The organism is Pseudomonas sp. SO81, assembly GCF_030374125.1.
Lineage (GTDB): Bacteria > Pseudomonadota > Gammaproteobacteria > Pseudomonadales > Pseudomonadaceae > Aquipseudomonas.
On the sequence record NZ_CP126126.1, the window covers coordinates 2,047,401 to 2,071,526 of the forward strand.

A 24,126-nucleotide genomic window follows, 5' to 3' on the forward strand; every position below is an offset into this window, starting at 1 on the left:
TTTCGCAGACCCAAAAACAAAAGGCACGGCGAGCGCCGTGCCTTTTGTCTATCGCGACCTTATGCCGCGCGTCGTCACCAGGCCTTGTAAGGCAGAAACTTGCCGTTGAGCACGATCTGTACGCGGTCGCCCTTGGGGTCGGCGACCCGCGAGATATCCATGCTGAAGTCGATGGCGCTCATGATGCCGTCGCCGAACTCCTCCTGGATCAGCTCCTTGATGGTGTCGCCGTAGACATTGATCATCTCGTAGAAGCGGTACACCAGCGGGTCGGTCGGCACCGTCTTGTCCCAGTGCTTGTGCGGGAAGGCCTGCAGGGCCAGGGCCACCTCGCCGGGCAGCTCCAACGTGCGGCACAGGGCTTCGGCCTTGTCGGCCGGCATGCTGTTCATGCCGAGGCAGGCCGAGGTGGTCCACACCGGCGACATCTCGATGGCGTGCGCCAGTTCGGCCCAGCTGATACCGAGACGCTGGCGGGCCTGGATGATGGCCGTGCTCATCTGTTGCTTGTCCATGGAAAGTCCTCACGCGGGTCATGGGCCTCGCCAGATGGCGGCCCGGATGGGATGCGTGAAGAAGCGAAGCAGGAGTCGTACCAGGCGCACGACGGCCATGTGCCGCGCGTGCGGCAGTGCACCGGGTACGAGCGGCGCGGCCTTGGAGATACTTGGGTGAAGCGGGGATTGATCCGCGCGGCTAGCGAACTAGCCGCGCAGGCGCCCCAGAATGGGGCGCCGAGGATCAGACGCCGAGGTAGTCGAGGATGCCTTCGGCGGCGTTGCGGCCTTCGAAGATCGCCGTCACCACCAGGTCGGAACCACGCACCATGTCGCCACCGGCGAAGATCTTCGGGTTGCTGGTCTGGTGCTTGAACTGGTTCTGTTCCGGCGCCACCACACGGCCCTGGCTGTCGGTGTCGATCTTGAAGTCGCTGAACCAAGCAGCCGGGCTCGGACGGAAACCGAAGGCGATCAGCACGGCTTCGGCCGGGATGATTTCCTCGGAGCCCGGGATCGGCTCGGGGCTGCGACGGCCACGGGCATCCGGCTCGCCGAGACGGGTCTCGACCACCTTGACGCCTTCCACCTTGTCCTCGCCGACGATGGCGATGGGCTGGCGGTTGAAGAGGAACTTCACGCCCTCTTCCTTGGCGTTCTTCACTTCCTTGCGCGAGCCCGGCATGTTCTCTTCGTCACGACGGTAGGCGCAGGTCACGGCCTTGGCGCCCTGGCGGATGGAGGTGCGGTTGCAGTCCATCGCGGTGTCGCCGCCGCCAAGCACGACCACGCGCTTGCCCTTCATGTCGATGAAATCCTCGGGGGACTTCTCGAAGCCGAGGTTGCGGTTGACGTTGGCGATCAGGAAGTCCAGCGCGTCGGTGACGCCCGGCAGGTCTTCGCCCGGGAAGCCACCCTTCATGTAGGTGTAGGTGCCCATGCCCATGAACACGGCATCGTACTCATCCAGCAGCTGCTGCATGGTGATGTCGACACCGATCTCGGTGTTCAGGCGGAACTCGATGCCCATGCCGGTGAAGACTTCGCGTCGACGGCTCATCACGGTCTTTTCCAGCTTGAACTCGGGGATGCCGAAGGTCAGCAGGCCGCCGATTTCCGGGTTCTTGTCGAACACCACCGGGGTCACGCCGTTGCGCACCAGTACGTCGGCGCAGCCCAGGCCGGCCGGGCCGGCACCGATCACGGCGACGCGCTTGCCGGTCGGCTTGACCTTGGACATGTCCGGACGCCAGCCCATGGCGAAGGCGGTGTCGGTGATGTACTTCTCCACCGAACCGATGGTCACCGCGCCGAAGCCGTCGTTGAGGGTGCAGGCACCCTCGCACAGACGGTCCTGCGGGCACACGCGGCCGCACACTTCCGGCAGGGTGTTGGTCTGGTGGCTCAGCTCGGCGGCGGCCAGGATGTTGCCTTCGGAGACCAGCTTCAACCAGTTGGGAATGAAGTTGTGCACCGGGCACTTCCACTCGCAGTACGGGTTGCCGCAACCCAGGCAACGGTGTGCCTGGTCCGCGGCCTGGGCCGGCTTGAAGGGTTCGTAGATCTCCACGAACTCCTTCTTGCGCTGGCGCAGGAGCTTCTTCTTCGGATCCTTGCGCCCGACCTCGATGAACTGGAAGTCGTTGTTCAGACGTTCAGTCATTTTAAAACCTCATCAAACCACTTCAGGCGCGTTATTGCGGATTGGCACGGGTGCTGGAGAGCAGCGAACCGAGGCTCGCGGCCTTCGGCTTGACCAGCCAGAATTTGCGCAGGTAATCCTCCAGGTTCTCGAGCAGGTGAGTGCCCCAGGGACTGGAAGTTTCCGCCACGTATTCGCTCAGCACGCCGCGCAGGTGGCTACGGTAAGCCTCCATGGCCTCGTTGCTGATGCGCTGGATTTCCACCAGCTCGTGGTTGACGCGGTCGACGAAGCCGTTGTCCAGGTCGAGCACATAGGCGAAGCCGCCGGTCATGCCCGAACCGAAGTTGACGCCGGTCTTGCCCAGTACGCAGACGAAACCGCCGGTCATGTACTCGCAGCAGTGGTCGCCAGTGCCTTCCACCACGGCGTGGGCGCCGGAGTTGCGCACGGCGAAACGCTCACCGGCGGTACCGGCGGCGAACAGCTTGCCGCCGGTGGCGCCGTACAGGCAGGTGTTGCCGACGATGGCCGATTCCTGGGTCTTGAACGGGCTGCCGGCCGGCGGGGTGATCACCAGCTTTCCGCCGGTCATGCCCTTGCCGACGTAGTCGTTGGCATCGCCTTCCAGGCGCAGATGCAGGCCGCCGGCGTTCCACACGCCGAAGCTCTGGCCCGCGGTGCCCTTGAAGCGGAAGGTGATCGGCGCGTCCTTCATGCCCTGGTTGCCGTGCTGCTTGGCGATCTCGCCGGACACGCGCGCACCGATGGAGCGGTCGCAGTTGCAGATGTCCAGCTCGAACTCGCCGCCGGTCTTGCCGGCGATGGCGGCCTTGGCCAGCTCGACCATTTTCTCGGCGAGCAGGCCCTGGTCGAACGGCGGGTTCTTCTCGACTTCGCAGAACTGCGGCTTGTCGGCCGGAATGTGGTCGCTGCCGAGCAGCGGGCTCAGATCCAGGTTGCCCTGCTTGTCGGTCTCGCCCGGCAGCACGCTGAGCAGATCGGTACGCCCGATCAGTTCGCCCAGGCTGCGCACGCCCAGCTTGGCCAGCCACTGGCGGGTGTCTTCGGCGACGTAGGTGAAGTAGTTCATCACCATTTCGACGGTGCCGATGAAGTGATCCTTACGCAGCTTGTCGTTCTGGGTGGCCACGCCGGTGGCGCAGTTGTTCAGGTGGCAGATGCGCAGGTATTTGCAGCCCAGGGCGACCATCGGACCGGTGCCGAAACCGAAGCTCTCGGCGCCGAGAATGGCGGCCTTGATCACGTCGAGGCCGGTCTTCAGGCCGCCGTCGGTCTGCACGCGCACCTTGCCGCGCAGGTCGTTGCCGCGCAGGGTCTGGTGGGTTTCGGCCAGGCCGAGTTCCCACGGGCTGCCGGCGTACTTGATGGAAGTCAGCGGCGAAGCGCCGGTGCCACCGTCGTAGCCGGAGATGGTGATCAGGTCGGCATAGGCCTTGGCCACGCCGGCGGCGATGGTGCCGACACCGGCTTCCGCCACCAGCTTGACCGAGACTAGCGCCTGCGGGTTGACCTGCTTGAGGTCGAAGATCAGCTGCGACAGGTCCTCGATCGAGTAGATGTCGTGGTGCGGCGGCGGCGAGATCAGGGTCACGCCGGGGACGGCATAACGCAGACGCGCGATCAGGCCGTTGACCTTGCCGCCAGGCAGCTGACCGCCTTCGCCGGGCTTGGCGCCCTGGGCCACCTTGATCTGCAGCACTTCGGCGTTGACCAGATATTCCGGGGTCACACCGAAGCGGCCGGTGGCCACCTGCTTGATCTTCGAGCTGCGCACGGTGCCGTAGCGGGCCGGGTCTTCACCGCCCTCACCGGAGTTGGAGCGCGCGCCCAGGCGGTTCATCGCCTCGGCGATGGCTTCGTGGGCTTCCGGCGACAGGGCACCGAGGGAGATACCGGCGGAGTCGAAGCGCTTCAGCACGTCGCTCAGCGATTCGACCTGGTCCAGCGGCAGTGGCTGGTCGGCCAGCTTGAGCTGCAACAGGTCGCGGATCATCGACACCGGGCGGTTGTCCACCAGCGCGGCGTACTCCTGGTACTTCTCGTAGCTGCCCTGCTGCACGGCGGCCTGCAGGGTGTTGACCACGTCAGGGTTGTAGGCGTGGTACTCGCCACCGTAGACGAACTTGAGCAAACCGCCCTGCTGGATGGCCTTGCGGTTGTTCCAGGCCTCGTTGGCCAGCAGCTTCTGCTCGGCCTCGATGTCGGTGAAGCGCGCACCCTGGATGCGGCTGGCGACACCACGGAAGCACAGCTCGGTGACTTCGTCGGACAGGCCGACGGCCTCGAACAGCTGGGCGCCACGGTAGGAAGCGACGGTGGAGATACCCATCTTCGACAGGATCTTCAGCAGACCCTTGGAGATGCCCTTGCGGTAGTACTTGAACACCTCGTAGAGGTCGCCCAGCACTTCACCGGTGCGGATCAGGTCAGCCAGCACTTCGTACGCCAGGAACGGGTAAACGGCGGAGGCACCGAAGCCCACCAGCACGGCGAAGTGGTGCGGGTCACGGGCAGTGGCGGTCTCGACCAGGATGTTGCAGTCGCAACGCAGGCCCTTCTCGGTCAGGCGATGGTGCACGGCGCCGGTGGCCAGCGCGGCATGCGCCGGCAGCTTGCCCGGGGCGATGTGGCGGTCGGTGAGGACCAGCAGCACCTTGCCGGCACGCACGGCTTCCTCGGCCTGGTCGGCGATGTTGCGCACCGCGGCTTCCAGACCGATGGCCGGATCGTAGTTGAGGTCGATGACGTGACGCTCGAAGCCCGGGGTAGTCAGGCTCATCAGCGCGCGCCACTTGGCCGGGGAGATCACCGGGCTGCTCAGCATGACGCGGCTGGCGTGGGCCGGGGACTCCTCGAAGATGTTGCGCTCGGCGCCCAGGCAGATCTCCAGGGACATGACGATCGACTCGCGCAGCGGGTCGATCGGCGGGTTGGTCACCTGGGCGAACTGCTGGCGGAAGTAGTCGTAGGGCGAACGGATGCGCTGCGACAGCACCGCCATCGGCGTGTCGTCGCCCATCGAGCCCACGGCTTCCTGGCCCTGCTCGCCGAGCGGACGCAGCACCTGGTCACGCTCCTCGAAGGTGACCTGAAACATCTTCATGTACTGCTTGAGCTGGTCGGCGTCGTAGCTGGCCACGCCATGGTCGTCGTCGAGCTTGGCCTGGATACGCACGGCGTTCTGGCGCAGCCACTGCTTGTAGGGGTGGCGCGACTTCAGGCGGTTGTCGATGGCATCGGTGTCCAGCACCTGACCGGTCTCGGTGTCCACCGCGAGGATCTGGCCCGGGCCGACACGGCCCTTGGCGATCACGTCTTCCGGCTTGTAGTCCCACACGCCGATTTCCGACGCCAGGGTGATGTAGCCGTTCTTGGTGGTGACCCAGCGCGCCGGGCGCAGGCCGTTGCGGTCGAGCAGGCAGACGGCGTGACGACCGTCGGTCATCACCACGCCCGCGGGGCCGTCCCACGGCTCCATGTGCATGGAGTTGTACTCGTAGAACGCGCGCAGGTCGGCGTCCATGGTTTCCATGTTCTGCCAGGCCGGCGGAATGATCATGCGCACGCCGCGGAACAGGTCGATGCCGCCGGTGACCATCAGCTCGAGCATGTTGTCCATGCTCGAGGAGTCGGAGCCGACGCGGTTGACCAGCGGGCCCAGCTCTTCCAGGTCCGGAATCAGCTCGTTGGCGAACTTCAGGCGACGGGCCACGGCCCAGTTGCGGTTGCCGGTGATGGTGTTGATCTCGCCATTGTGGGCGAGGAAGCGGAACGGCTGCGCCAGCGGCCATTTCGGCAGGGTGTTGGTGGAGAAGCGCTGGTGGAACACGCAGATGGCGGTCTGCAGGCGCTCGTCTCCGAGGTCCGGATAGAACTGCTGCAGGTCCGCCGGCATCATCAGGCCTTTATAGATGATGGTCTTCGACGAGAAGCTGCAGATGTAGTGGTCGGTGTCGGCGGCGTTGGCCACCGAGGAGCGACGACGGGCGCTGAACAGCTTGATGGCGAACTGCTGGTCATCCAGGCCGGCGCCACCGATGAACACCTGCTCGATCTGCGGCAGGCGCTCCAGGGCCAGGCGGCCGAGCACGCTGGTATCCACCGGCACCTTGCGCCAGCCGATCAGCTGCAGGCCGGCGGCCTCGATCTCACGGTTCATGTTGGCGCGGGCGGCCTCGGCCTTGGCCGGGCTCTGATTGAAGAACACCATGCCCACGGCGTACTGCTGCGGCAGTTCGCTGCCGAACTGTTCCTTGGCGATGGCGCGCAGGAACAGGTCAGGCTTCTGAATCAACAGACCACAACCGTCACCGGTCTTGCCGTCGGCGTTGATGCCGCCGCGGTGGGTCATGCAGGTCAGGGCTTCAATGGCAGTATTCAGCAAGTGATGGCTCGCCTCGCCCTGCATGTGGGCGATCAAGCCGAAGCCGCAGTTATCCTTGAACTGATCAGGATGGTATAGACCTGCTTTCATAGACACTCTCACCAGGCTGCCTCGAAGGGCAAATTGCTTTCTAATTCATCGACCTAGCTGCCTTCCGCGCAGGGCTGTGCCCCAGCTTGGCGCAGGCAAAGGGGGGTCATTTTACATAGCGACCCCGGCCCTCACAAATTTTTGTGACGGCCAAATGAAAACTTCTGTCGCCTGGAAGAAAGGCGGCGACCAGAGGCCCGTGCTAGGACCAGCCGGTCACCAAATGAGAGGCAATCCACGGGCCACTAGTGGGCCCGCACCGCCTCTTGCTGGATGCTGGCAAAGCTGCGCGGCCAGGGCTTGCCCGCCTGCACCGCCGCCGGCAGCGACTTGACCGCCGCCTGGGCGGCAGCGCGACTGGAGAACTGCCCATAGGTCACCACGTAGAGTGCCTGACCCTGGTGCAGCTTCTTGAAGTAGCGATATTCGCCGCCGTTCTTGCTGACGAACGCCTTGGCGCTGCTCTCGGAGCGGGTACCGAGGATCTGCAGGGCGTAATTACCAGACGGGCGGCTGGCATACCATTCGCCACCCGGAGCCGGAGCGGCACTGGCCACCACGGGCGGTTTGGCTGCAGGCACAGCTGCAGGTTTGGGCGCTGGCGCAGGCTTGGCTGCGGCAGCCGGAGCGGGCGCCGGCTTGATCACCGGAGCAGCCGCAACAGGCGCCGGAGCAGGCTTGGTGGTAACCGGAGCGGCTGGCGCCACCGCCGGTACGCTCGCCACAGTCGGAACCACTGGCGCAGCCACGACCGGAGCCGGTGTAACTGTCGGAGTCGGCTGCACCGCGGACGGCACCGCCTCCTGGCCAGCAGCGGCTCCAGCCTCGTCATCCTCCATGCCGGAGGCCTGGGCCAGCGGCTCACGGATCACCGGCTGCGCCTCGCCCACCAAGGGCAGCGGCAGCGGCTGGCTGGCACCACTGAACTCCACTGCAGCAGGAGCCTGCGCCGGAGCCGCGGGCGCACTCACCGGCTGCTGCGCATCGGCAACCACCGGCGCGGCACTCTGCGGCAGCAACTCGATCGGAGCCTCGGTAACCATCGGCGGCGTGCTTTCCGTCCGCCCCTGCATCAGCCAGGCAGCACCGAGCGCAACCGCAACCACGGCCAATGCCAGCAGATGCTTCTTCGGCAAGCCGGCACCGGACGAGCCTGCACCAGCGCTACGGCTCGCCAGCATGGCCTCGACCAACACTTCGCGCGCCGCCTGATTGATCGCACCCGGCCAGCCGCCGGAGCTCAGGTGAATATCGCTGACCTGATCGTCGCTCAGCAGGTCGATACCCTGTCCGGCCCCATCGAGGCGCTGCGCCAGGTATTCGCGGGTCTCGTCCTCACTGTACGGCAGAAGCTCGACCGCGTGGAAGCGCTCCTCGCCATCGGCCATCAGCTCGAGTCGCGGCAGGATGTCGCTCTCGGCAAACAAGAAGACGTGCGGGCGCCCATCGGCATTGCCCGCCGCCAATGTGAACAAGGCCTCGAGGGCAGCATCGGCCAGCTGCTCAGCGTCATCCACCAGCAGATAGACCTCTTGCCCGGTCAGCGCCAGTTGCGCCACCTGAGCCAGGATGCTGCGCACGTCCGTCTGCTGCATGCCCAGCCCCTGGGCGACCTGGCGCAGCACGCCGGCGACATCCCCGGCGCCGCGCGCGGAGACAACCACCGACTGCACCGCCTGCTTGTTGGTACTGGCGACCAGCGCCTGGCGCAGCAGGGTCTTGCCGCTGCCATGCGGGCCGGTCACCACCAGCAGCAACTGGCTGTAGCGCGCCAGGTGGTGCAGCTGCCCCAGCACCGGCTTGCGCTGGGCCGGATAGAAACGGAAGCCCGGCACCCGCGCAGCGAAGGGGTCATGACTGAACTGGTAGTGCGCGAGGAGCGCCTCGTCGGCATGCAAACTGGTCATGTAGCTCTCTTATTCTCCAAGCTGAGCCAGCAGCGCGCGGTAGTCTGCGCGCAAGGTGGCATCCAGAACTTCCCGCGGGAAGTCATCGGTAATCACGGCCTCGCCGAGCTGACGCAGCAAGACCAGGCGCAGGCGACCATTGAGCACTTTCTTGTCGACCGCCATGTGCTCGAGAAAATCGTCGGGCCCCATCTCAGCGGGCGGAACCACCGGCAGACCGGCCCGCAGCAGAAGACGAATGCCCCGATCGCGCTCGGCGGTCGCGATCCAACCCAGGCGAAACGACATTTCCAGCGCCATGACGGTACCGGCAGCCACTGCCTCGCCGTGCAGCCATTCGCCATAGCCCATATGCGTCTCGATGGCATGACCGAAGGTATGGCCGAGGTTCAGGATGGCGCGCAAGCCAGACTCGCGCTCATCCACCCCCACCACCTGCGCCTTGGCCGCACAGGAGCGCTCGATGGCTTCGATGAGAGCTTCAGGCTGCAGCGAACGCAATGCATCGATGTTCTCTTCCAGCCAGCCCAGAAACTCCAGATCGCAGATCAGGCCGTACTTGATCACTTCAGCGAGCCCGGCAGACAGCTCGCGCGCAGGCAGGGTGCCAAGGACAGCCGTATCGATGATCACAGCATTGGGCTGATAGAAAGCGCCCACCATATTCTTGCCCAGCGGGTGGTTGATGCCCGTCTTGCCGCCAACGGAAGAGTCCACCTGCGACAGCAAGGTGGTCGGCACCTGAATGAAGTCGACGCCACGCTGGTAGCAGGCCGCTGCGAAGCCAGCCATATCGCCAACAACACCGCCACCCAGCGCGATAACGGTAGTCTTGCGATCGTGGCGCGCTTCGAGCAGGCCATCGAAGATCAGCTGCAGGGTTTCCCAGGTCTTGAAGCTTTCGCCATCGGGCAGCACCACGGACGCGATGTCCTGCCCATTCAGGGATTGCTGCAGCGTATCGAGATAGAGAGGAGCGACGGTTTCGTTGGTGACGATCGCCACCTGACGCCCCGCCAAGTGAGGCCTGAACAGATCAGAACGAGCAAGCAGCCCTTCCCCGATGTAAATGGGATAGCTGCGCTCACCAAGATCGACAGTAAGAGTCTGCATGAAGCCCCCGAACAGAAAGGGCATAGGATAACGCAGATAGACGCGCTCTTTAACGGGGAGGCAGTGCCTCGAGACGCTCAATGATTTCCTGCACCACCAGACGCGGCGGCCGCTCATCCGTCTCGATGATCACATCTGCGATCTCCCGGTAGAGCGGATCACGAATCTCCATCAGGTTGCGCAACACCTTGCCAGGCTCCGCATTGCGCAGCAGAGGCCGATTACGATCTCGAGAAGTGCGCTCCAGCTGCTGCTCGACGGAAGCGTGCAGATATACGACCCGCCCTCCTTCGCGCAACGCCTGGCGATTCTCAGGTCGCAGCACGACCCCACCACCCGTGGCAATCACCACACCACCGAGCTCGCAGAGCTCCGCAATCATCGCTTGCTCACGCTCGCGAAAACCCTGCTCACCCTCCACATCGAAGATCCAGGGAATATCGGCACCGGTACGCTGCTCGATTTCCTTGTCCGAATCCTTGAAATGCAGCCTCAGCTCTTTCGCCAAAAACCGCCCGATGGTGCTCTTACCAGCCCCCATCGGGCCTACCAAGATTACGTTCACAATCTTACTTACTTACAGCGATAGCCTGGCTATTCATGATCCGCGGGGTAATGAAGACCAGCAGTTCGTTCTTCTCATCCCTTACCGCATCCCGACGGAACACACGCCCGATAAAAGGAATGTCACCAAGGAGTGGAACCTTTTCAACTGACTTCGACTGAGTATTGGAGAATACGCCACCAATCACTATCGTCTCACCATCCTCAACAAGGATCTTGGCATTCACCTCGTTCTTGTTGATCGGCGGAACCCCATTGACCTCTCGATCATAATCGGGCGCATCCTTATTAACCTTCACCTCCATGATAATTCGATTATCAGGGGTAATCTGAGGGGTAACTTCCAGAGAGAGCGCCGCTTCCTTAAAGGAAACAGAGGTAGCACCACTAGAGCTAGCTTCTTGATATGGAATCTCGGAGCCTTTCAGTATCTTCGCAGTCTCCTTATCCGAAGTAACAACCTTAGGCTGGGAAATGATCTCACCATTACCGCTAGCCTCCATCGCACTTAACTGCAGATCGAGAATGGCATTATCCGTAATAAACCCGATACCTATGCCGGAAGTAGCCTCCGAGGCTCCCATATCGACGAAGGGCACAGGAACATTGCTATCCCCATTCTCCACAGTCGGCCGAGTACAAACCCCTGCGAACGGGCCGCAGTTCGCGCCGTCTTGATCCTCAATGCCAGTAGCCCCATCCTTACCATAGCTACGCCATTTAGACCCCGCCCCACCGAGGGTCCCCCCCCAACGGACACCAATATCTTTCTCGTAACCGACGGAAGCCTCAACTATACGAGCTTCAATCATTACCTGACGCACAGGAATATCAAGTTGGGCCACGATCCGCCGCAGTTCATCCAGACGATCCTGAGTTTGATAGGCAATGATACTGTTCGTTCTATCATCAACTGTCACCGTGCCGCGCTCACCAGCACCACCACCCTCTGTAGCAGCAACCGACTGAAATAGCGCTGCTATGTCAGCAGCCTTAGCGTAGTTCACCTGGATCAACTCTCGACGCAGCGGCGCAAGCTCTGCTATCTGATTCTGAGCCTCAAGCTCCTGACGTTCTCTAGCTGCAATTTCGTCGGCGGGTGCAATTAGCAGAACATTACCAACCTTGCGCTTATCCAGCCCTCGAGTCTTAAGAACCAAATCGAGAGCTTGATCCCAAGGTACATTTTGAAGGCGCAGAGTGATATTTCCCTGCACAGTATCGCTAGCGACCAAATTCAAATCAGTGAAATCAGCAATCAACTGAAGCACCGAGCGAACGTCAATATCTTGGAAATTTAAGGACAGCTTCTCCCCGCTATAAGCGAAGCGCTCCGCTTTGCGCTTCTCGACATCATCCCGGCTCAAGGGTTTGAAACTGACAGTTAGCTTGTTGTCAGTCTGGAAAGCCAAATAATCATAAAACCCTGTAGGCTCAATGCTTATCGTGACTTTATCAGCTTGAGCAGAGGCATTAACAAACTGAACAGGAGTAGCGAAATCCTTGACATCTAAGCGGGCACGAAGATGTTCCGGGAGCTGTGCCTTGGAAAATTCAAGCCTAATTTTCCCGCCCTGCTCTTGAATATCTGCGCTCACGGAAGAGTCAGAAAGCTCAATAACGACATTACCTTCACCCTGCTCTCCGCGCTGGAAATCTATTCCGTTGATTGCACGCCCTGCCAACGCAGGCTTAGCTGGCTTAGCAACTTCTGCAACTGTGGCGGCGGGAGTAGATGAAAGCGAGCGACCAGCCGCATCACCAACCACAACGTAAAGATCCTTACCCTCTGCACGAGTACTGTATGGCACTAGAGTCGTAAGATTAATAATTAGCCTTGTACGATCCTTCGCCTCAACCACGGTTACGCTACGGGCGTTACCCACGCCCAACTCACGATTTTTGGTCCCCAACTTATTGATGACACCTGGAAGGTCCAACGCAATTCGGGCTGGCTGCTCTATCGTATAGCCTCGCGGAGCAGACATAGCCTGATCAAAGGAGAGCTTCAGCTCAATCTTATCCCCAGGCAAAGCAGCAACGTCTAACCCCTGTAACTCTGCCGCCATCAGCGTTGGGGCGACCAAAGCCAGAAGCAACGACGCTCCAAGGCGAGTAAATGAAATATTCATTAGCTTGTTCCGTTTAGCAGGCCCGTAATTATTTTTCATGATGAACCCCGCGACTATGTGCGCTCTTTAAGGGTAATACTGCGCGGACGCTCAAGCCAGCCGCCCTCACCATCAGGAACTATTTCAACAACTTCGATCTTGGACTCATCGACGGAAAGAATTTTTCCATGATTTCGCCCCAAGTAATCGCCAACTTTGACCCGGTGAACCCCCCCGCACCTCGAACTAGACCGAAAACTCCGCCGTTGTTCTCTAAGGTTCCCACCATCTCAAACGCTTCAATATTAAAGCCCTCAAGGAACTGCTTAACCCTCGTGTCATCGGGCTTAACATCCTTCGAACCTTTTTGCTGACTCGCGAGGTCGATCTTAACTGGCGGCTGGAATGGACTTCTCAACGCCGACGCGCCGTAGGTAAAGGCCTCATACGGCTGAAATTTCGGAAGCGGTTCGATAGCCCCTTGGGGACGTGCCCTTACATCATCCATATAGCTTTGCAAGTCAGAAAAATCATCTCCACCTACGCAGCCAGATAAACAGACAACCAGAAAAGACAAGGAAATAGCGAAGGACTTATTCATTTCTTAAGCCCCTCGTCGTTATATCTATATGTCTTAGCCAAAATACCCATTCTCAGCTTCGAAGCATTTCCATCTTTGGCATCAACAAGCTTCATTTCAAAATCATGCAGTGTAACGATGCGAGGCAAGCTAGCCACACCACTCACAAATGTTGCAAGATCGTGGTACCCGCCCACCACAGTAATCTGTATTGGCAACTCGATATAAAATTGCTGAACAACCTCAGGTTGCAGTTTGATTTCCTCAAACTCAAGACCGCTACCGAGACCAGTCCTAGTAATATCCTCTAAAAGCCCTGGAACTTCGGTATCGCTTGGCAGCTGACGCAACAGAGTGCCAAAAGACTCCTCCATCTCCTTCATCTGCACCTTGTAGGCGTCTAGATTTGCAGCCTGGAACGCTTTAGCAGAAAACTGCTCTTTGAGTGAGCGTTCTTCACTGCGGCGCTGATCAAGAACCCCCTGCAAGTCTTTAAGATAAAAGTTATAACCAAGAGCCAACGCCACAATCAACAACACAGCACAGGCTATTACTTTAACTGCTGCCGGCCATGACCCTAGGTTATTGAGATCTAACTCTGAGAAATCTACTCTTTTAAGAGAGCCGATAGATTCAGCAAGGCTCATAATTTCTTACCGCCTTTTTTCTTGCGCTTTAAGGAAGCCTTGGGACTTGAAGCTGGCGCAGCCTCCAACTCCTCACCAGGCTGGGTCTGCTGCACTGTAAGCTGGAAGATATTCGCCTGATCCACTGCTCCAGCCGTGACCGCTTTAACTTCCGTCAAGGCAGGAGCAGCCAACCAATCCGAAGCATCCAAGTTGCGCATCAAGCTTGACACTCGGTTATTTGACTCCGCAGCACCGACTATCGCAATGGCCTTCCCGGAGCGCCGCAACTCAGTGAAATAAACCCCATCAGGCAAGGTTCGCACTAACTGATCAAAAACCCGCCCAATCACCGGACGATTACCCTGGAGATCTTGAATAATCTTCATTCGCTCAAGAAGTTGCTGCCGCCGCTCTTTCAGCTCACTAATTTCCTTAATGCGAGCATCTAAAACGGCAATCTCCTTCTTAATGAATCCATTTCGAGCGGCTTGATGCTCAATAGCACCGTCCAGATACTGGCCACTGAGAAAAACCAGCCCCCCAGCGATCATCAGGGTTGCACCCATTGCAACTAGAAAACGCTGCTTTCTCTCTTCACGCAACTGCTCACGCCACGGAAGTAAGTTAATCCGCGCCATTAGTCGAAACTCCTCATCGCCAGACCACAGGCAATCATCAAGGACGGTGCGTCGCTAGCCAGCGCACCGGCATTGACCTTGCCACCCAATGCCATGTCGGCAAATGGGTTGGCTACCAAAGTGGGAGTGCCGATCTTCTGCTGAATCAGTCGATCAAGATCAGGAATGGAAGCGGTGCCGCCAGCCAGCAGGATGTAGTCCACATCATTGAACTGACCGGCAGCGAAGAAGAACTGCAGCGAGCGGGACACCTGCTGCACCACGGCTTCCTTGAAGGGCTGCAGCACTTCACTCTCGTAGTCGTCTGGAAGACCGCCCTGCTTCTTGGCGAGGCCCGCCTCTTCAACGGACAGACCGTAGCGGCGCTGAATTTCTTCCGTTAGCTGGCGACCGCCGAACAGCTGTTCGCGGGTATAGATGGTGCGACCATTGTGTAGAACGCTCAGCGTGGTCATGGTGGCGCCGATATCGACGACAGCAACGGTCAGCTCATCGGTGCGGCCGCCGAGCTGAGATTCGAGCAGGCTGTATGCCCGCTCCAGAGCGTATGCTTCGACATCGACCACCTTGGCGGTCAGACCGGAAAGGCCAAGTGCCGCCTCGCGAACCTCGACGTTTTCTTTCCGGCAGGCTGCCAGCAGCACCTCAACCCGCTCGGGGTTGCGCGCGGAGACGCCCTGGACTTCGAAGTCGATTGCCACTTCTTCGAGAGGATAGGGAATGTACTGGTCGGCTTCGATCTTCAGCTGGTTCTCCAGCTCATCGTCGTTGAGCCCAGCTTCCATCTCGATGGTCTTGGTGATCACTGCAGAACCAGCCACCGCGACGGCGACAGTGCGCACGCCGGTCTTGGCCTTGCTGAGCACGCGAGAAAGGGCCTGACCGACCCCCTCCAACTCAGCAATGTTCTTTTCGACCACCGCATTTGGCGGGAGCGGCTCGACTGCGTAGGCCTCTACCTTGTAGCGGCTTCCCGAGCGACTCAATTCAAGGAGCTTGACCGAGGTCGAGCTGATGTCGATCCCCAGAAGCGTATTCGCTTTCTTATTGAAGAGCCCTAGCACGACCGATTTCCTATTGGCATCCGCGACTTACGGACTATTTATGTTTTTCCACATTAAATAACAGTCTTGACAGAAGCGCAAATGGCTCCCCTGTAAAAAAACCGCTTATAATGTGAACAGTTTTCCCCTTTTCGCACCACGCACCGCTTAACCCATTCTTTTAACTGGAATTCCAAGAACCTTGATGCGTTTGCTGAAGTTTTTCTGGTGGTCCTGTGTCGCCGCTTTTTGCGGGTTAGCGCTCAGTTTCAGTGGAGCCTTTCTCTATCTTAGTCCTGGCTTACCCTCCGTCGAGTCGCTGCGCAGCATCCAGCTGCAGATACCGCTAAGGGTCTATAGCGCCGACGGTAAGTTGATCGCCGAATTTGGCGAGATGCGCCGCTCGCCGATCCGCTTCGATGACATCCCCCCCGACTTCATCAGCGCCCTGCTGGCCGCCGAAGACGACAATTTCGCGAACCATTATGGCGTCGACTTCACCAGCCTGATGCGCGCTGCTACGCAGTTATTGGCGAGCGGCCACATTCAAACCGGGGGCAGTACCATCACCATGCAGGTGGCGAAGAACTTCTTCCTCACCAACGAAAGAAGCTTCTCGCGCAAGATCAATGAAATCCTCCTCGCACTGCAGATCGAACGAGAGCTGAGCAAGAACCAGATCCTCGAGCTCTACGTCAACAAGATCTACCTGGGCAACCGTGCCTACGGCATCGAGGCCGCGTCACAGGTTTACTACGGCAAGTCGATTCGCGAGGCGACCCTGGGGCAGATGGCGATGATCGCCGGCCTGCCGAAGGCGCCCTCGCGCTACAACCCCCTGGTCAATCCACAGCGCAGCAAGGAGCGCCGCGACTGGATTCTTGGCCGCATGTACAAACTCGGCGCCATCAACCAGGCCCAGTACGAGGCGGCGCTGGCCGAGCCGGTCGGCGCTCGTCATCACGTGCAGCCGATCGAGCTCAATGCACCTTATATAGCCGAGATGGCTCGCGCCGAGATGGTCGGCCGCTATGGCAGCGAGGCCTATACCGAGGGCTTCCGCGTCACCACCACGGTGCCGGCAGTACTGCAGGAGTCGGCCAACCAGGCGCTGCATGACGGGCTGATCTCCTATGACCAGCGCCACGGCTTCCGCGGCCCGGAAACCCGTCTGCCCGGCCTGACCCGCGAAGCCTGGCTGCAGGAGCTGGCCAAGTACAAGAGCATCGGCGGACTGCAGCCGGCGATCGTCACTCAGGTGGAAGCCAGCGGCATCATGGTCCTGCTGCGCAACGGCGAGGAACAGGCAGTCGCGTGGGACAGCATGAAATGGGCCCGCCCCTTCCTCAATACCAACAGCCTCGGCCCCCGCCCGCAGAAGCCGGCGGACGTCGCGCAGATCGGCGACCTAGTGCGCGTCGAGGCAGATGCCGAGAACGGCACCCTGCTATTCCGCCAGATCCCCGCCGCGCAGAGCGCACTGGTCTCGCTGGATCCGCAGAACGGCGCGATCCGTGCCCTGGTCGGCGGCTTCTCCTTCGAGCAGAGCAACTACAACCGCGCCGCCCAGGCCAAGCGCCAGCCGGGCTCCAGCTTCAAGCCCTTCGTCTACAGCGCGGCGCTGGATGCCGGCTTCACCGCCTCCAGCCTGGTCAACGATTCGCCGATCGTGTTCCAGGAAGCCGGGATGGAAGAGGCCTGGCGCCCGAAGAACGACAACAACACCTTCCTCGGCCCGATCCGTCTGCGCGAGGCGCTATACAAGTCGCGCAACCTGGTGTCGATCCGCCTGCTGCAGACCATCGGCATCGACTACACCCTCGACTACATCAGCGCCTTCGGCTTCAACCGCCAGGAGCTGCCGCGCAATCTGTCCCTGGCGCTCGGCACCGCCGGCCTGACGCCGCTGGAGATCGCCGGAGGCTGGAGCGCCTTTGCCAACGGCGGGCGCAAGATCCAGCCCTACCTGATCGAGCGCATCGACAGCCGCGACGGCAAGCCCCTGTTCACCGCCAACCCGCCGCGCACTCCGGAGAGCGCGCAACTGGTCGAAGAACAGAACGCCGCCCTGCTGATCGAAGAGCCCAACGCCGAAGTGCAGCAACCGGTGCTCGCCGAGCAGATCATCGACGAGCGCACCGCCTACATCATGACCAGCATGCTGCAGGACGTGATCAAGCGCGGCACCGGCCGCCGCGCCCTGGCCATGGGACGTGGCGACCTGGCGGGCAAGACCGGCACCACCAACGAGTCCAAGGACAGCTGGTTCTCCGGCTACAACGCCGACTACATGACCACTGTCTGGGTCGGCTTCGACCAGCCGGAGAGCCTGGGTCGCCATGAGTACGGCGGCACCGTGGCCCTGCCGATCTGGATGAGCTACATGGGCGCCGCGCTCAAGGACAAGCCGGAGCACCTGCCACCGGAGCCGGCCGGACTGCTCAGCCTGCGCGTCGATCCGGTCAGCGGTCGCGCCGCCTCGCCGGGCACACCCGACGCCTACTTCGAGCTGTTCAAGAGCGAGGACTCGCCGCCGCCGATGAGCGAGCTGGACCCGGCCATGGGCATCCCCGGCAGCCCGCTGCCGGCAGACGAATCGGCGCCGCTCGACCTGTTCTGAGTTTCAGACGCCCAATAAAAAGCCCCGCATCGGCGGGGCTTTTTATTGGGCCGGTGATCAGCCGTTGAACACGTCATTCACCGACTGCAGCGGATAGTGCTTCGGATACGGCAGGGTCGCCACACCAGTCTCGATCGCGGCCTTGGCCACGGCATCGGCCACCACAGTGATCAGGCGGGCATCCATCGGCTTGGGAATGATGTACTCGCGACCGAAGCTCAGCTCGATGCCGCCGTAGGCCTCGCAGACCTCCTTCGGCACCGGCAGCTTGGCCAGATCGCGCAGCGCGTTGGCGGCGGCGATCTTCATTTCCTCGTTGATGCGGGTGGCGCGAACGTCCAGGGCACCGCGGAAGATGAAGGGGAAGCCGAGCACGTTGTTGACCTGGTTCGGGTAGTCCGAACGGCCGGTGGCCATGATCACGTCCGGACGGGCCTCGCGAGCCAGCTCCGGTTTGATTTCCGGGTCCGGGTTGGAGCAGGCGAACACGATCGGGTTCGGCGCCATCAGCTTGAGGTCGTCCTGGCTCAGCAGGTTGGCACCGGACAGACCGACGAACACGTCGGCGCCATCCAGAGCGTCGGACAGGCTGCGCTTGTCGGTGGCGTGTGCGAATACCGCCTTGTACTGATTCAGATCGTCGCGATCGGCGTGGATCACGCCCTTGCGGTCGAGCATGAAGATGTTCTCGACCTTGGCCCCCATGCTCACTAGCAGCTTCATGCAGGAGATGGCGGCGGCACCAGCGCCCAGGCAGACGATCTTGGCCTGCTCCAGGGTCTTGCCGGCGATTTCCAGGGCGTTGAGCATGCCGGCGGCGGTGACGATGGCAGTGCCGTGCTGGTCATCGTGGAATACCGGGATGTCGCACTGCTCGATCAGCGCGCGCTCGATCTCGAAGCACTCGGGCGCCTTGATGTCTTCCAGGTTGATGCCGCCGAAGGTGATGGAGATGCGCTTGACGGTGTCGATGAAGGCCTGCGGGCTCTCGGAGTCGACTTCGATGTCGAATACGTCGATGCCGGCGAAGCGCTTGAACAGCACGCCCTTGCCTTCCATCACCGGCTTGGAGGCCAGCGGGCCGAGGTTGCCCAGACCTAGGATCGCGGTGCCATCGGAAATTACTGCCACCAGGTTGCCCTTGCCGGTGTAGCGATAGGCCAGTTCGGCATCGCGGGCAATCTCGCGGACCGGCTCGGCAACGCCTGGGCTGTAGGCCAGGGACAGGTCGCGGGCGGTCGCGGTGGGCTTGGTTAGTTCGACGCTCAATTTGCCCGGACGGGGCTGCGCGTGATACTCGAGAGCGGCAGTTTTCAGATCAGACATTTCGGCTATTTCCGCTTTGCAGTGAAGGCAGGCGAGCGAGCATACGCAAGAAGGCCAAGGCCCACAAGATCGGGCCTCTGAGCGGGTCAGCGAACTACCTTGAGCCAATCGCCGGGAAGTGGCTGACCGGTCGGATACAGACCATTCAGCAGACGCAGACGCTTCAGCTTGTCCCCCTCGCCACCCATCTCCCGACTCAGCGCTTCCAGGCTCTGGCCGGCCTTGAATTGCACCAGATGCAGACGCCAGGGCTGCCCCTGTTCGCGCTCCTTGGCCTGCAGTGGCCGGAAGCTATGCACCACCTCCATGAACTGGTCGTCGGCGCTCTCCAGCGAGGCACGCCCCTTGACCGCACCGATAAACAGGAAGGCTTCGCTCTGCCGTGCGACCACCGCCACGCGCTTGGCGCCGTCGCCGGTCAGCACGCCAGTGGTCACATCCAGACCGTTCTGGGTGAAGCTCTGCTCAGCGGTGAGGCCGCGCCCGCCAGTCTTCTCATACACGAAGGTGCGTGAGTCGGTGCCCGGCTTCAGCGGCTGCATGCTCATGACCATGAAGGCCTGCTGATCGCCGCTGTGAACGATCACCGCGTCCGGGCGATTGATCAGCTCCCAGCCCTGGGGAATGGCCAAGGTGAAATCCAGGCCAACATGATAGAAGCGCTGGCCCCGACGCACACCGGCCTCGGCCGAGTCGCCGAAGGGCATGCCCTCGATCCGCTTCAGGTAGGTGTCGCGCCCCACCTCGCCCTGGCTGGTCGCCAGCGGGCTGGCCGAGGCCACCACCTGGCGCAGGCGGGTGTCGTTGTCCGGGTGGGTGTCGAACAGGCCGTGATAGCCGGCCGGCGGCACTTCCTTACCCTTGGCCTGGGCCTCGTCGCGGGCGAAGTCTTCCTGGCTCTTCAGCACCTTGACCACTTCGATCATCGCCTGCGGGTCGTAGCCGCTGCGCGCCAGGTACTGGGCGCCGAAGCCGTCGGCCTCCAGCTCCATGTCGCGGCCGTAGCCACTCACCAGGGCGCCGCCCAACACGTTGGTGATATCGCCGGCGGCGCCGACGCCGGTGCCGATCGCCACGGCCTGACCGAGGATGTTCCAGGCTGTCGACTGGCTCTGCTGGCGCACGCTGTGGCGCGCCGTGACGTGCCCGACCTCGTGCCCGAGCACGGCGGCCAGCTCCGCCTCGGAGCCGAGGTAGGCCATCAGTCCGCGGTGGATATAGATGTGCCCGCCGGGAATGGCGAAGGCGTTGATGTCCGGCGAGTCGATGACGGTGAAGCTGTAGTCGAGGTTGCTGCGATGGCTGTTGCGCGCCACCCGCTCGCCCACCTGCTGCACGTAGGCCTGCAGCTTCTCGTCGGCATAGCGCGGGTACTGCTTGGCGATCTCCTGGGCGTAGTTGCGCCCCAGGTCGATCTCCTGCTGCTCGCTCATCATCACGAAGTCGGTCTTGCCGGTGGCCGGATTGACCGCGCAACCGACGAGCTGGGCAAGCAGGGACAGCAGCAGGAACAGACGCAACTTCATGGCAACACCTCGAGCATGGCCGCGTGGGTCAGCGGCAGCATCCAGCGGGCTTGCTCCGGTTGTACGCCGCCGCGCCGGGAACGGTCAATCACCCAGCCGCGCGCCTCGACCTGGCGACCGGCCAGGCCCTGCAGCGCCGCCACGTCGAAGTGGCGCAGCAGCTTCGGCTCGACGCGCAGCACCAGCGGCCCGTCAATCTCGATCCACAGGCCGCCGCGGTTGCGCTGCACCCGCGCGACCTCGCCGCGCACCAGGGCGAAGCCGCCGCTGCGCAGATCGAAGGGTGTGAAAATCCGCGCCTGTTGCCAAAGACCGACGCGCTGCTCACGCGCCTCATCCTCGGCGTTGCGCTGGCAGTCTTCCAGACCGGTGGCCGGCTCGAACGCCACGCGGTAGCCCAGCCCCTCGGCCAGCAGTTGCGCCTCGAGATTGCGCCCAGCTCCGTCGTAGGCGTGCGCCAGGGTGCGGCCGTAGTGGTCGCGTGCCTTGCTGCCGACGCGCAGGCCGATGCGCCCGTCATTGGCGGCCACCAGGGCCTGCAGGCGCCTGGTCGCCGCCTCGGCGAAGGGCTCGGCCGGGCGGCCGTCGCGGGCACGCTCCGGCGCATTGATGCCGATCAGCCGCACGCTGCGGCCATCGGCCAGGCGCAGGGTATCGCCATCCACCACCTTGGCCACGCGCAGCGGCGCCAGGTCGTCGACCCGCGGACAGAAGGCCTGGGCCGGCAGAACCAGGCAGACAGAAACGAAAAAGGCGCCCACCAGGGACGCCTTTTTCAGCAGAGAGGCTTGAGCCACTCTTATTCGGTTTTGGCGCCGAACACACCGAAACGCTGCTTGAAGCGGTCGATACGGCCGCCGGTATCCAGCATCTTCTGCTTGCCGGTGTAGAACGGGTGGCACTCGGAGCACACGTCCAGGTTCATCGGCTTGCACAGGGTGGAACGGGTCTTGATCACGTTGCCACAGCTGCAGGTTGCAACCATTTCTTCGTACTGCGGATGGATATCGGCTTTCATCGTATTTTCCTCGGGTAGGTGTGCCGCCACTCAGCTCACTGCCGAGTACCGCACGGAAATAGGCCGCGCACTATACCAGACGGCCACTACCAAGCAAGCCGCCGCCCGGACGGGGCGACGTGCGGCCGTGCTAGCATCGCAGCTTCGAATCCGGAGCCCACCGTGCCTGACACCATCCTGCGCCTCGCCCTGCCCTCGCCGCTGCGCCGCCTGTTCGACTACCACGCCCCCGAGGGCGTGCCTCGTTCGATGCTGCAGCCCGGCGTACGCCTGCGCGTGACGTTCGGCCGGCGCGAGGTGATCGGCGTGCTGGTGGAACTGGCCGACAGCAGCGATGTGCCGCAGGACAAGCTCAAGCCGGCCCTGCAGCTGCTCGACCGCACCCCGCCCCTGCCGGCACCGCTGTTCAAGCTGTGCCTGTGGACCGCGCAGTACTACCAGCACAGCCTCGGCGACACCCTGAGCTGGGCCCTGCCGGTGCTGCTGCGCCAGGGCGAGCCGGCCGAGGTGCGCCAGGAGCGCTACTGGCACGCCACCGCGGGCGCCAGCCCGGACGACCCGCGCCTGGCCCGCGCGCCGCGCCAGCGCGAGGCACTACGCGCCCTGGCACAGCATCACCACGGCGTGCCGCACGGCCTGCTGAGCAAGCTGCAGCTGAACAAGGACAGCCTCGACCTGCTGCTGGAAAAGGGCCTGGCGCGCGTCGAGGTGCGCCGCAGCGCGCCGCTGCAGCGCCACGGTGGCTGGCTGGCGCAGCCGGAGCTGCCGCTCAACGCCGAACAGCGCGCCGCCTTCAACGCGGTGCAGGCCGGCATGGGCGGCTTCGGTGCCTATTTGCTGTATGGCGTCACCGGCAGCGGCAAGACCGAGGTCTACCTGCAGCTGATCCGCCACTGCCTGGAAGCCGGCAAGCAGGCACTGGTGCTGATCCCCGAGATCAACCTGGGGCCGCAGACGGTCGAGCGCTTCGCTCGCCGTTTCAACGCCCGCATCGCCCTGCTGCACTCCGGGGTCAACGACCGCGAGCGCCTGGACGCCTGGCTGGCGGCCCGCGACGGCGAGGCCGATATCATCATCGGCACCCGCTCGGCGCTGTTCACCCCGATGAAGAACCCGGGGCTGATCATCATCGACGAGGAACACGACGCCTCCTATAAACAGCAGGAAGGCCTGCGCTACCACGCCCGCGACCTGGCCCTGGTGCGCGCGCGCCAGGAGAACCTGCCGATCGTGCTCGGTTCGGCCACACCGTCGCTGGAAAGCCTGCACAACGCTCACGCCGGTCGCTACGCCCTGCTTAAGCTCGGCCAGCGCGCCGGCAACGCCCAGCCGCCGCGTTTCCTGCGCCTGGACGTGAAGAGTCTGCCGCTGGATTCCGGCATTTCCGGTCCGCTGCAGCTGGCCATCCGCCAGACGCTGGAGGCCGGCCAGCAGGTGCTGGTATTCCTCAACCGCCGCGGCTTCGCGCCCACCCTGCTGTGCCACGACTGCGGCTGGATCAGCCAGTGCCCGCGCTGCGACGCACGCATGACCCTGCACCAGCGCCACAACGAACTGCGCTGCCACCACTGCGGCCACGTCGAGCGCGCGCCACGCAACTGCCCGGACTGCCAGAAGGTCGACCTGCGCCCGGTGGGCGCCGGCACCGAGCGTGCCGAGGAGCGCCTGGCCATCCTCTTTCCGCAGTTCCCGGTGCTGCGCATCGACCGCGACACCACCTCGCGCAAGGGCGCGATGGGCAAGCTGTTCGCCACCATCAACAAGGGCGAGCCGTGCATCCTGGTCGGCACCCAGATGCTCGCCAAGGGCCACCACTTCCCACGCGTCACCCTGGTGGCCATCCTCGACGCCGACGGCGGCCTGTTCTCCGCCGACTTCCGCGCCAGCGAGCGCATGGCCCAGCTGATCGTCCAGGTGGCCGGGCGTGCCGGGCGCGCCGAAGAGCCCGGCAAGGTAATCATCCAGAGCCACCTGGCCGACCATCCGCTGCTGGTCCAGCTCACCGAGCAGGGCTACCCGGCCTTCGCCGAGCAGGCCCTGAGCGAGCGCCGCGGCGCCGGCCTGCCACCCTTCGCCCACCTCGCCCTGCTGCGCGGCGAGGCGCATAAGCCGGGCCAGGCCGAAGGCTTCCTCGACGAGGCCTGCACCTACGCCGAGCAACTGCGCGACGAGCTGAAGCTGGCCGGCATCGAGCTGCTCGGCCCGGTGCCGGCGCCGATGGAGCGCCGCGCCGGGCGCTTCCGCGCCCAGCTGCTGCTGATGGCCAACGCCCGCGTGCCGCTGCACAAGCTGCTGGCCCACTGGCTGCCGATACTGGAAGCCATGCCCAGCGGGCGCGCGGTACGCTGGTCGCTGGATGTAGATCCCATCGACCTGTTCTGAGAGCCTGCCTGCGGCCTGCTGCGCTCAGTCCC

16 protein-coding genes and 1 pseudogene are annotated in these 24,126 nt (G+C 62.6%); 2 read left to right on the forward strand and 15 right to left on the reverse strand.

Features of this window, described 5'->3' with window-relative positions; translation table 11 throughout:
- Positions 1-74 precede the first annotated feature (74 nt).
- From cynS to OH686_RS09820, 11 genes and pseudogenes are all read right to left on the reverse strand, one after another.
- Positions 75-515, reverse strand: a complete 441-nt coding sequence (gene cynS, locus OH686_RS09770; RefSeq protein WP_289538165.1) for a cyanase — start codon at positions 513-515, stop codon at positions 75-77.
- 226 nt (positions 516-741) lie between these two features.
- Positions 742-2,160, reverse strand: a complete 1,419-nt coding sequence (locus tag OH686_RS09775; RefSeq protein WP_289538167.1) for a glutamate synthase small subunit GltD family protein — start codon at positions 2,158-2,160, stop codon at positions 742-744.
- 31 nt (positions 2,161-2,191) lie between these two features.
- Positions 2,192-6,637 carry a glutamate synthase large subunit gene (gltB, locus tag OH686_RS09780; RefSeq protein WP_289538169.1) on the reverse strand — a complete coding sequence of 1,482 codons (4,446 nt, stop codon included), beginning with the start codon at positions 6,635-6,637 and terminating at the stop codon, positions 2,192-2,194.
- 245 nt (positions 6,638-6,882) lie between these two features.
- A complete protein-coding gene (locus OH686_RS09785) occupies positions 6,883-8,544 on the reverse strand; it encodes an AAA family ATPase (protein WP_289538171.1) in 1,662 nt (553 codons plus the stop codon).
- Between the two features lie 9 nt (positions 8,545-8,553).
- Complete coding sequence (gene aroB / locus OH686_RS09790; protein ID WP_289538173.1) at positions 8,554-9,657, reverse strand: 3-dehydroquinate synthase; 1,104 nt, start codon at positions 9,655-9,657, stop codon at positions 8,554-8,556.
- A 49-nt stretch (positions 9,658-9,706) separates the two neighbouring features.
- Entirely contained in the window at positions 9,707-10,225 is a 519-nt protein-coding gene (gene aroK, locus OH686_RS09795) for a shikimate kinase AroK (RefSeq protein WP_289538916.1), read from the reverse strand.
- 1 nt (position 10,226) lies between these two features.
- Positions 10,227-12,353: a type IV pilus secretin PilQ gene (locus tag OH686_RS09800; protein ID WP_289538919.1), complete on the reverse strand. Its 2,127-nt coding sequence runs from the start codon at positions 12,351-12,353 to the stop codon at positions 10,227-10,229.
- 53 nt (positions 12,354-12,406) lie between these two features.
- Positions 12,407-12,933, reverse strand: a pseudogene (gene pilP, locus OH686_RS09805) (type 4a pilus biogenesis lipoprotein PilP).
- A complete protein-coding gene (gene pilO / locus OH686_RS09810; RefSeq protein WP_289538175.1) occupies positions 12,930-13,559 on the reverse strand; it encodes a type 4a pilus biogenesis protein PilO in 630 nt (209 codons plus the stop codon). Before pilO ends, pilP begins: the two are co-directional and overlap by 4 nt.
- Positions 13,556-14,179 carry a PilN domain-containing protein gene (locus tag OH686_RS09815; protein WP_289538177.1) on the reverse strand — a complete coding sequence of 208 codons (624 nt, stop codon included), beginning with the start codon at positions 14,177-14,179 and terminating at the stop codon, positions 13,556-13,558. Before OH686_RS09815 ends, pilO begins: the two co-directional genes overlap by 4 nt.
- On the reverse strand, positions 14,179-15,243 hold the full coding sequence (locus OH686_RS09820) for a pilus assembly protein PilM (protein WP_137973476.1): 1,065 nt from the start codon (positions 15,241-15,243) through the stop codon (positions 14,179-14,181). The genes OH686_RS09815 and OH686_RS09820 overlap by 1 nt, the downstream gene beginning before the upstream one ends.
- A 184-nt stretch (positions 15,244-15,427) precedes the next feature.
- Here OH686_RS09820 and OH686_RS09825 point away from each other — a divergent pair, with 184 nt between their 5' ends.
- The gene (locus OH686_RS09825) at positions 15,428-17,842 is read left to right on the forward strand and encodes a penicillin-binding protein 1A (RefSeq protein ID WP_502942788.1); all 2,415 of its coding nucleotides are present in this window, start codon (positions 15,428-15,430) and stop codon (positions 17,840-17,842) included.
- 57 nt (positions 17,843-17,899) lie between these two features.
- Here the strand turns inward: OH686_RS09825 and OH686_RS09830 are convergent, their stop codons facing one another.
- From OH686_RS09830 to rpmE, 4 genes are all read right to left on the reverse strand, one after another.
- A complete protein-coding gene (locus OH686_RS09830; protein WP_137973478.1) occupies positions 17,900-19,168 on the reverse strand; it encodes a malic enzyme-like NAD(P)-binding protein in 1,269 nt (422 codons plus the stop codon).
- Positions 19,169-19,254: 86 nt separating this feature from the next.
- Positions 19,255-20,694 (reverse strand): M48 family metalloprotease, encoded by a 1,440-nt coding sequence (locus tag OH686_RS09835; RefSeq protein ID WP_289538181.1) that lies wholly within the window; start codon positions 20,692-20,694, stop codon positions 19,255-19,257.
- Positions 20,691-21,491 carry a thermonuclease family protein gene (locus tag OH686_RS09840; protein ID WP_289538182.1) on the reverse strand — a complete coding sequence of 267 codons (801 nt, stop codon included), beginning with the start codon at positions 21,489-21,491 and terminating at the stop codon, positions 20,691-20,693. Before OH686_RS09840 ends, OH686_RS09835 begins: the two co-directional genes overlap by 4 nt.
- Before the next feature lie 2 nt (positions 21,492-21,493).
- A complete protein-coding gene (gene rpmE, locus OH686_RS09845) occupies positions 21,494-21,712 on the reverse strand; it encodes a 50S ribosomal protein L31 (protein ID WP_289538183.1) in 219 nt (72 codons plus the stop codon).
- 162 nt (positions 21,713-21,874) lie between these two features.
- Between rpmE and OH686_RS09850 the strand changes: the two genes are divergently transcribed.
- On the forward strand, positions 21,875-24,094 hold the full coding sequence (locus tag OH686_RS09850; RefSeq protein ID WP_289538184.1) for a primosomal protein N': 2,220 nt from the start codon (positions 21,875-21,877) through the stop codon (positions 24,092-24,094).
- Positions 24,095-24,126: the final 32 nt, after the last annotated feature.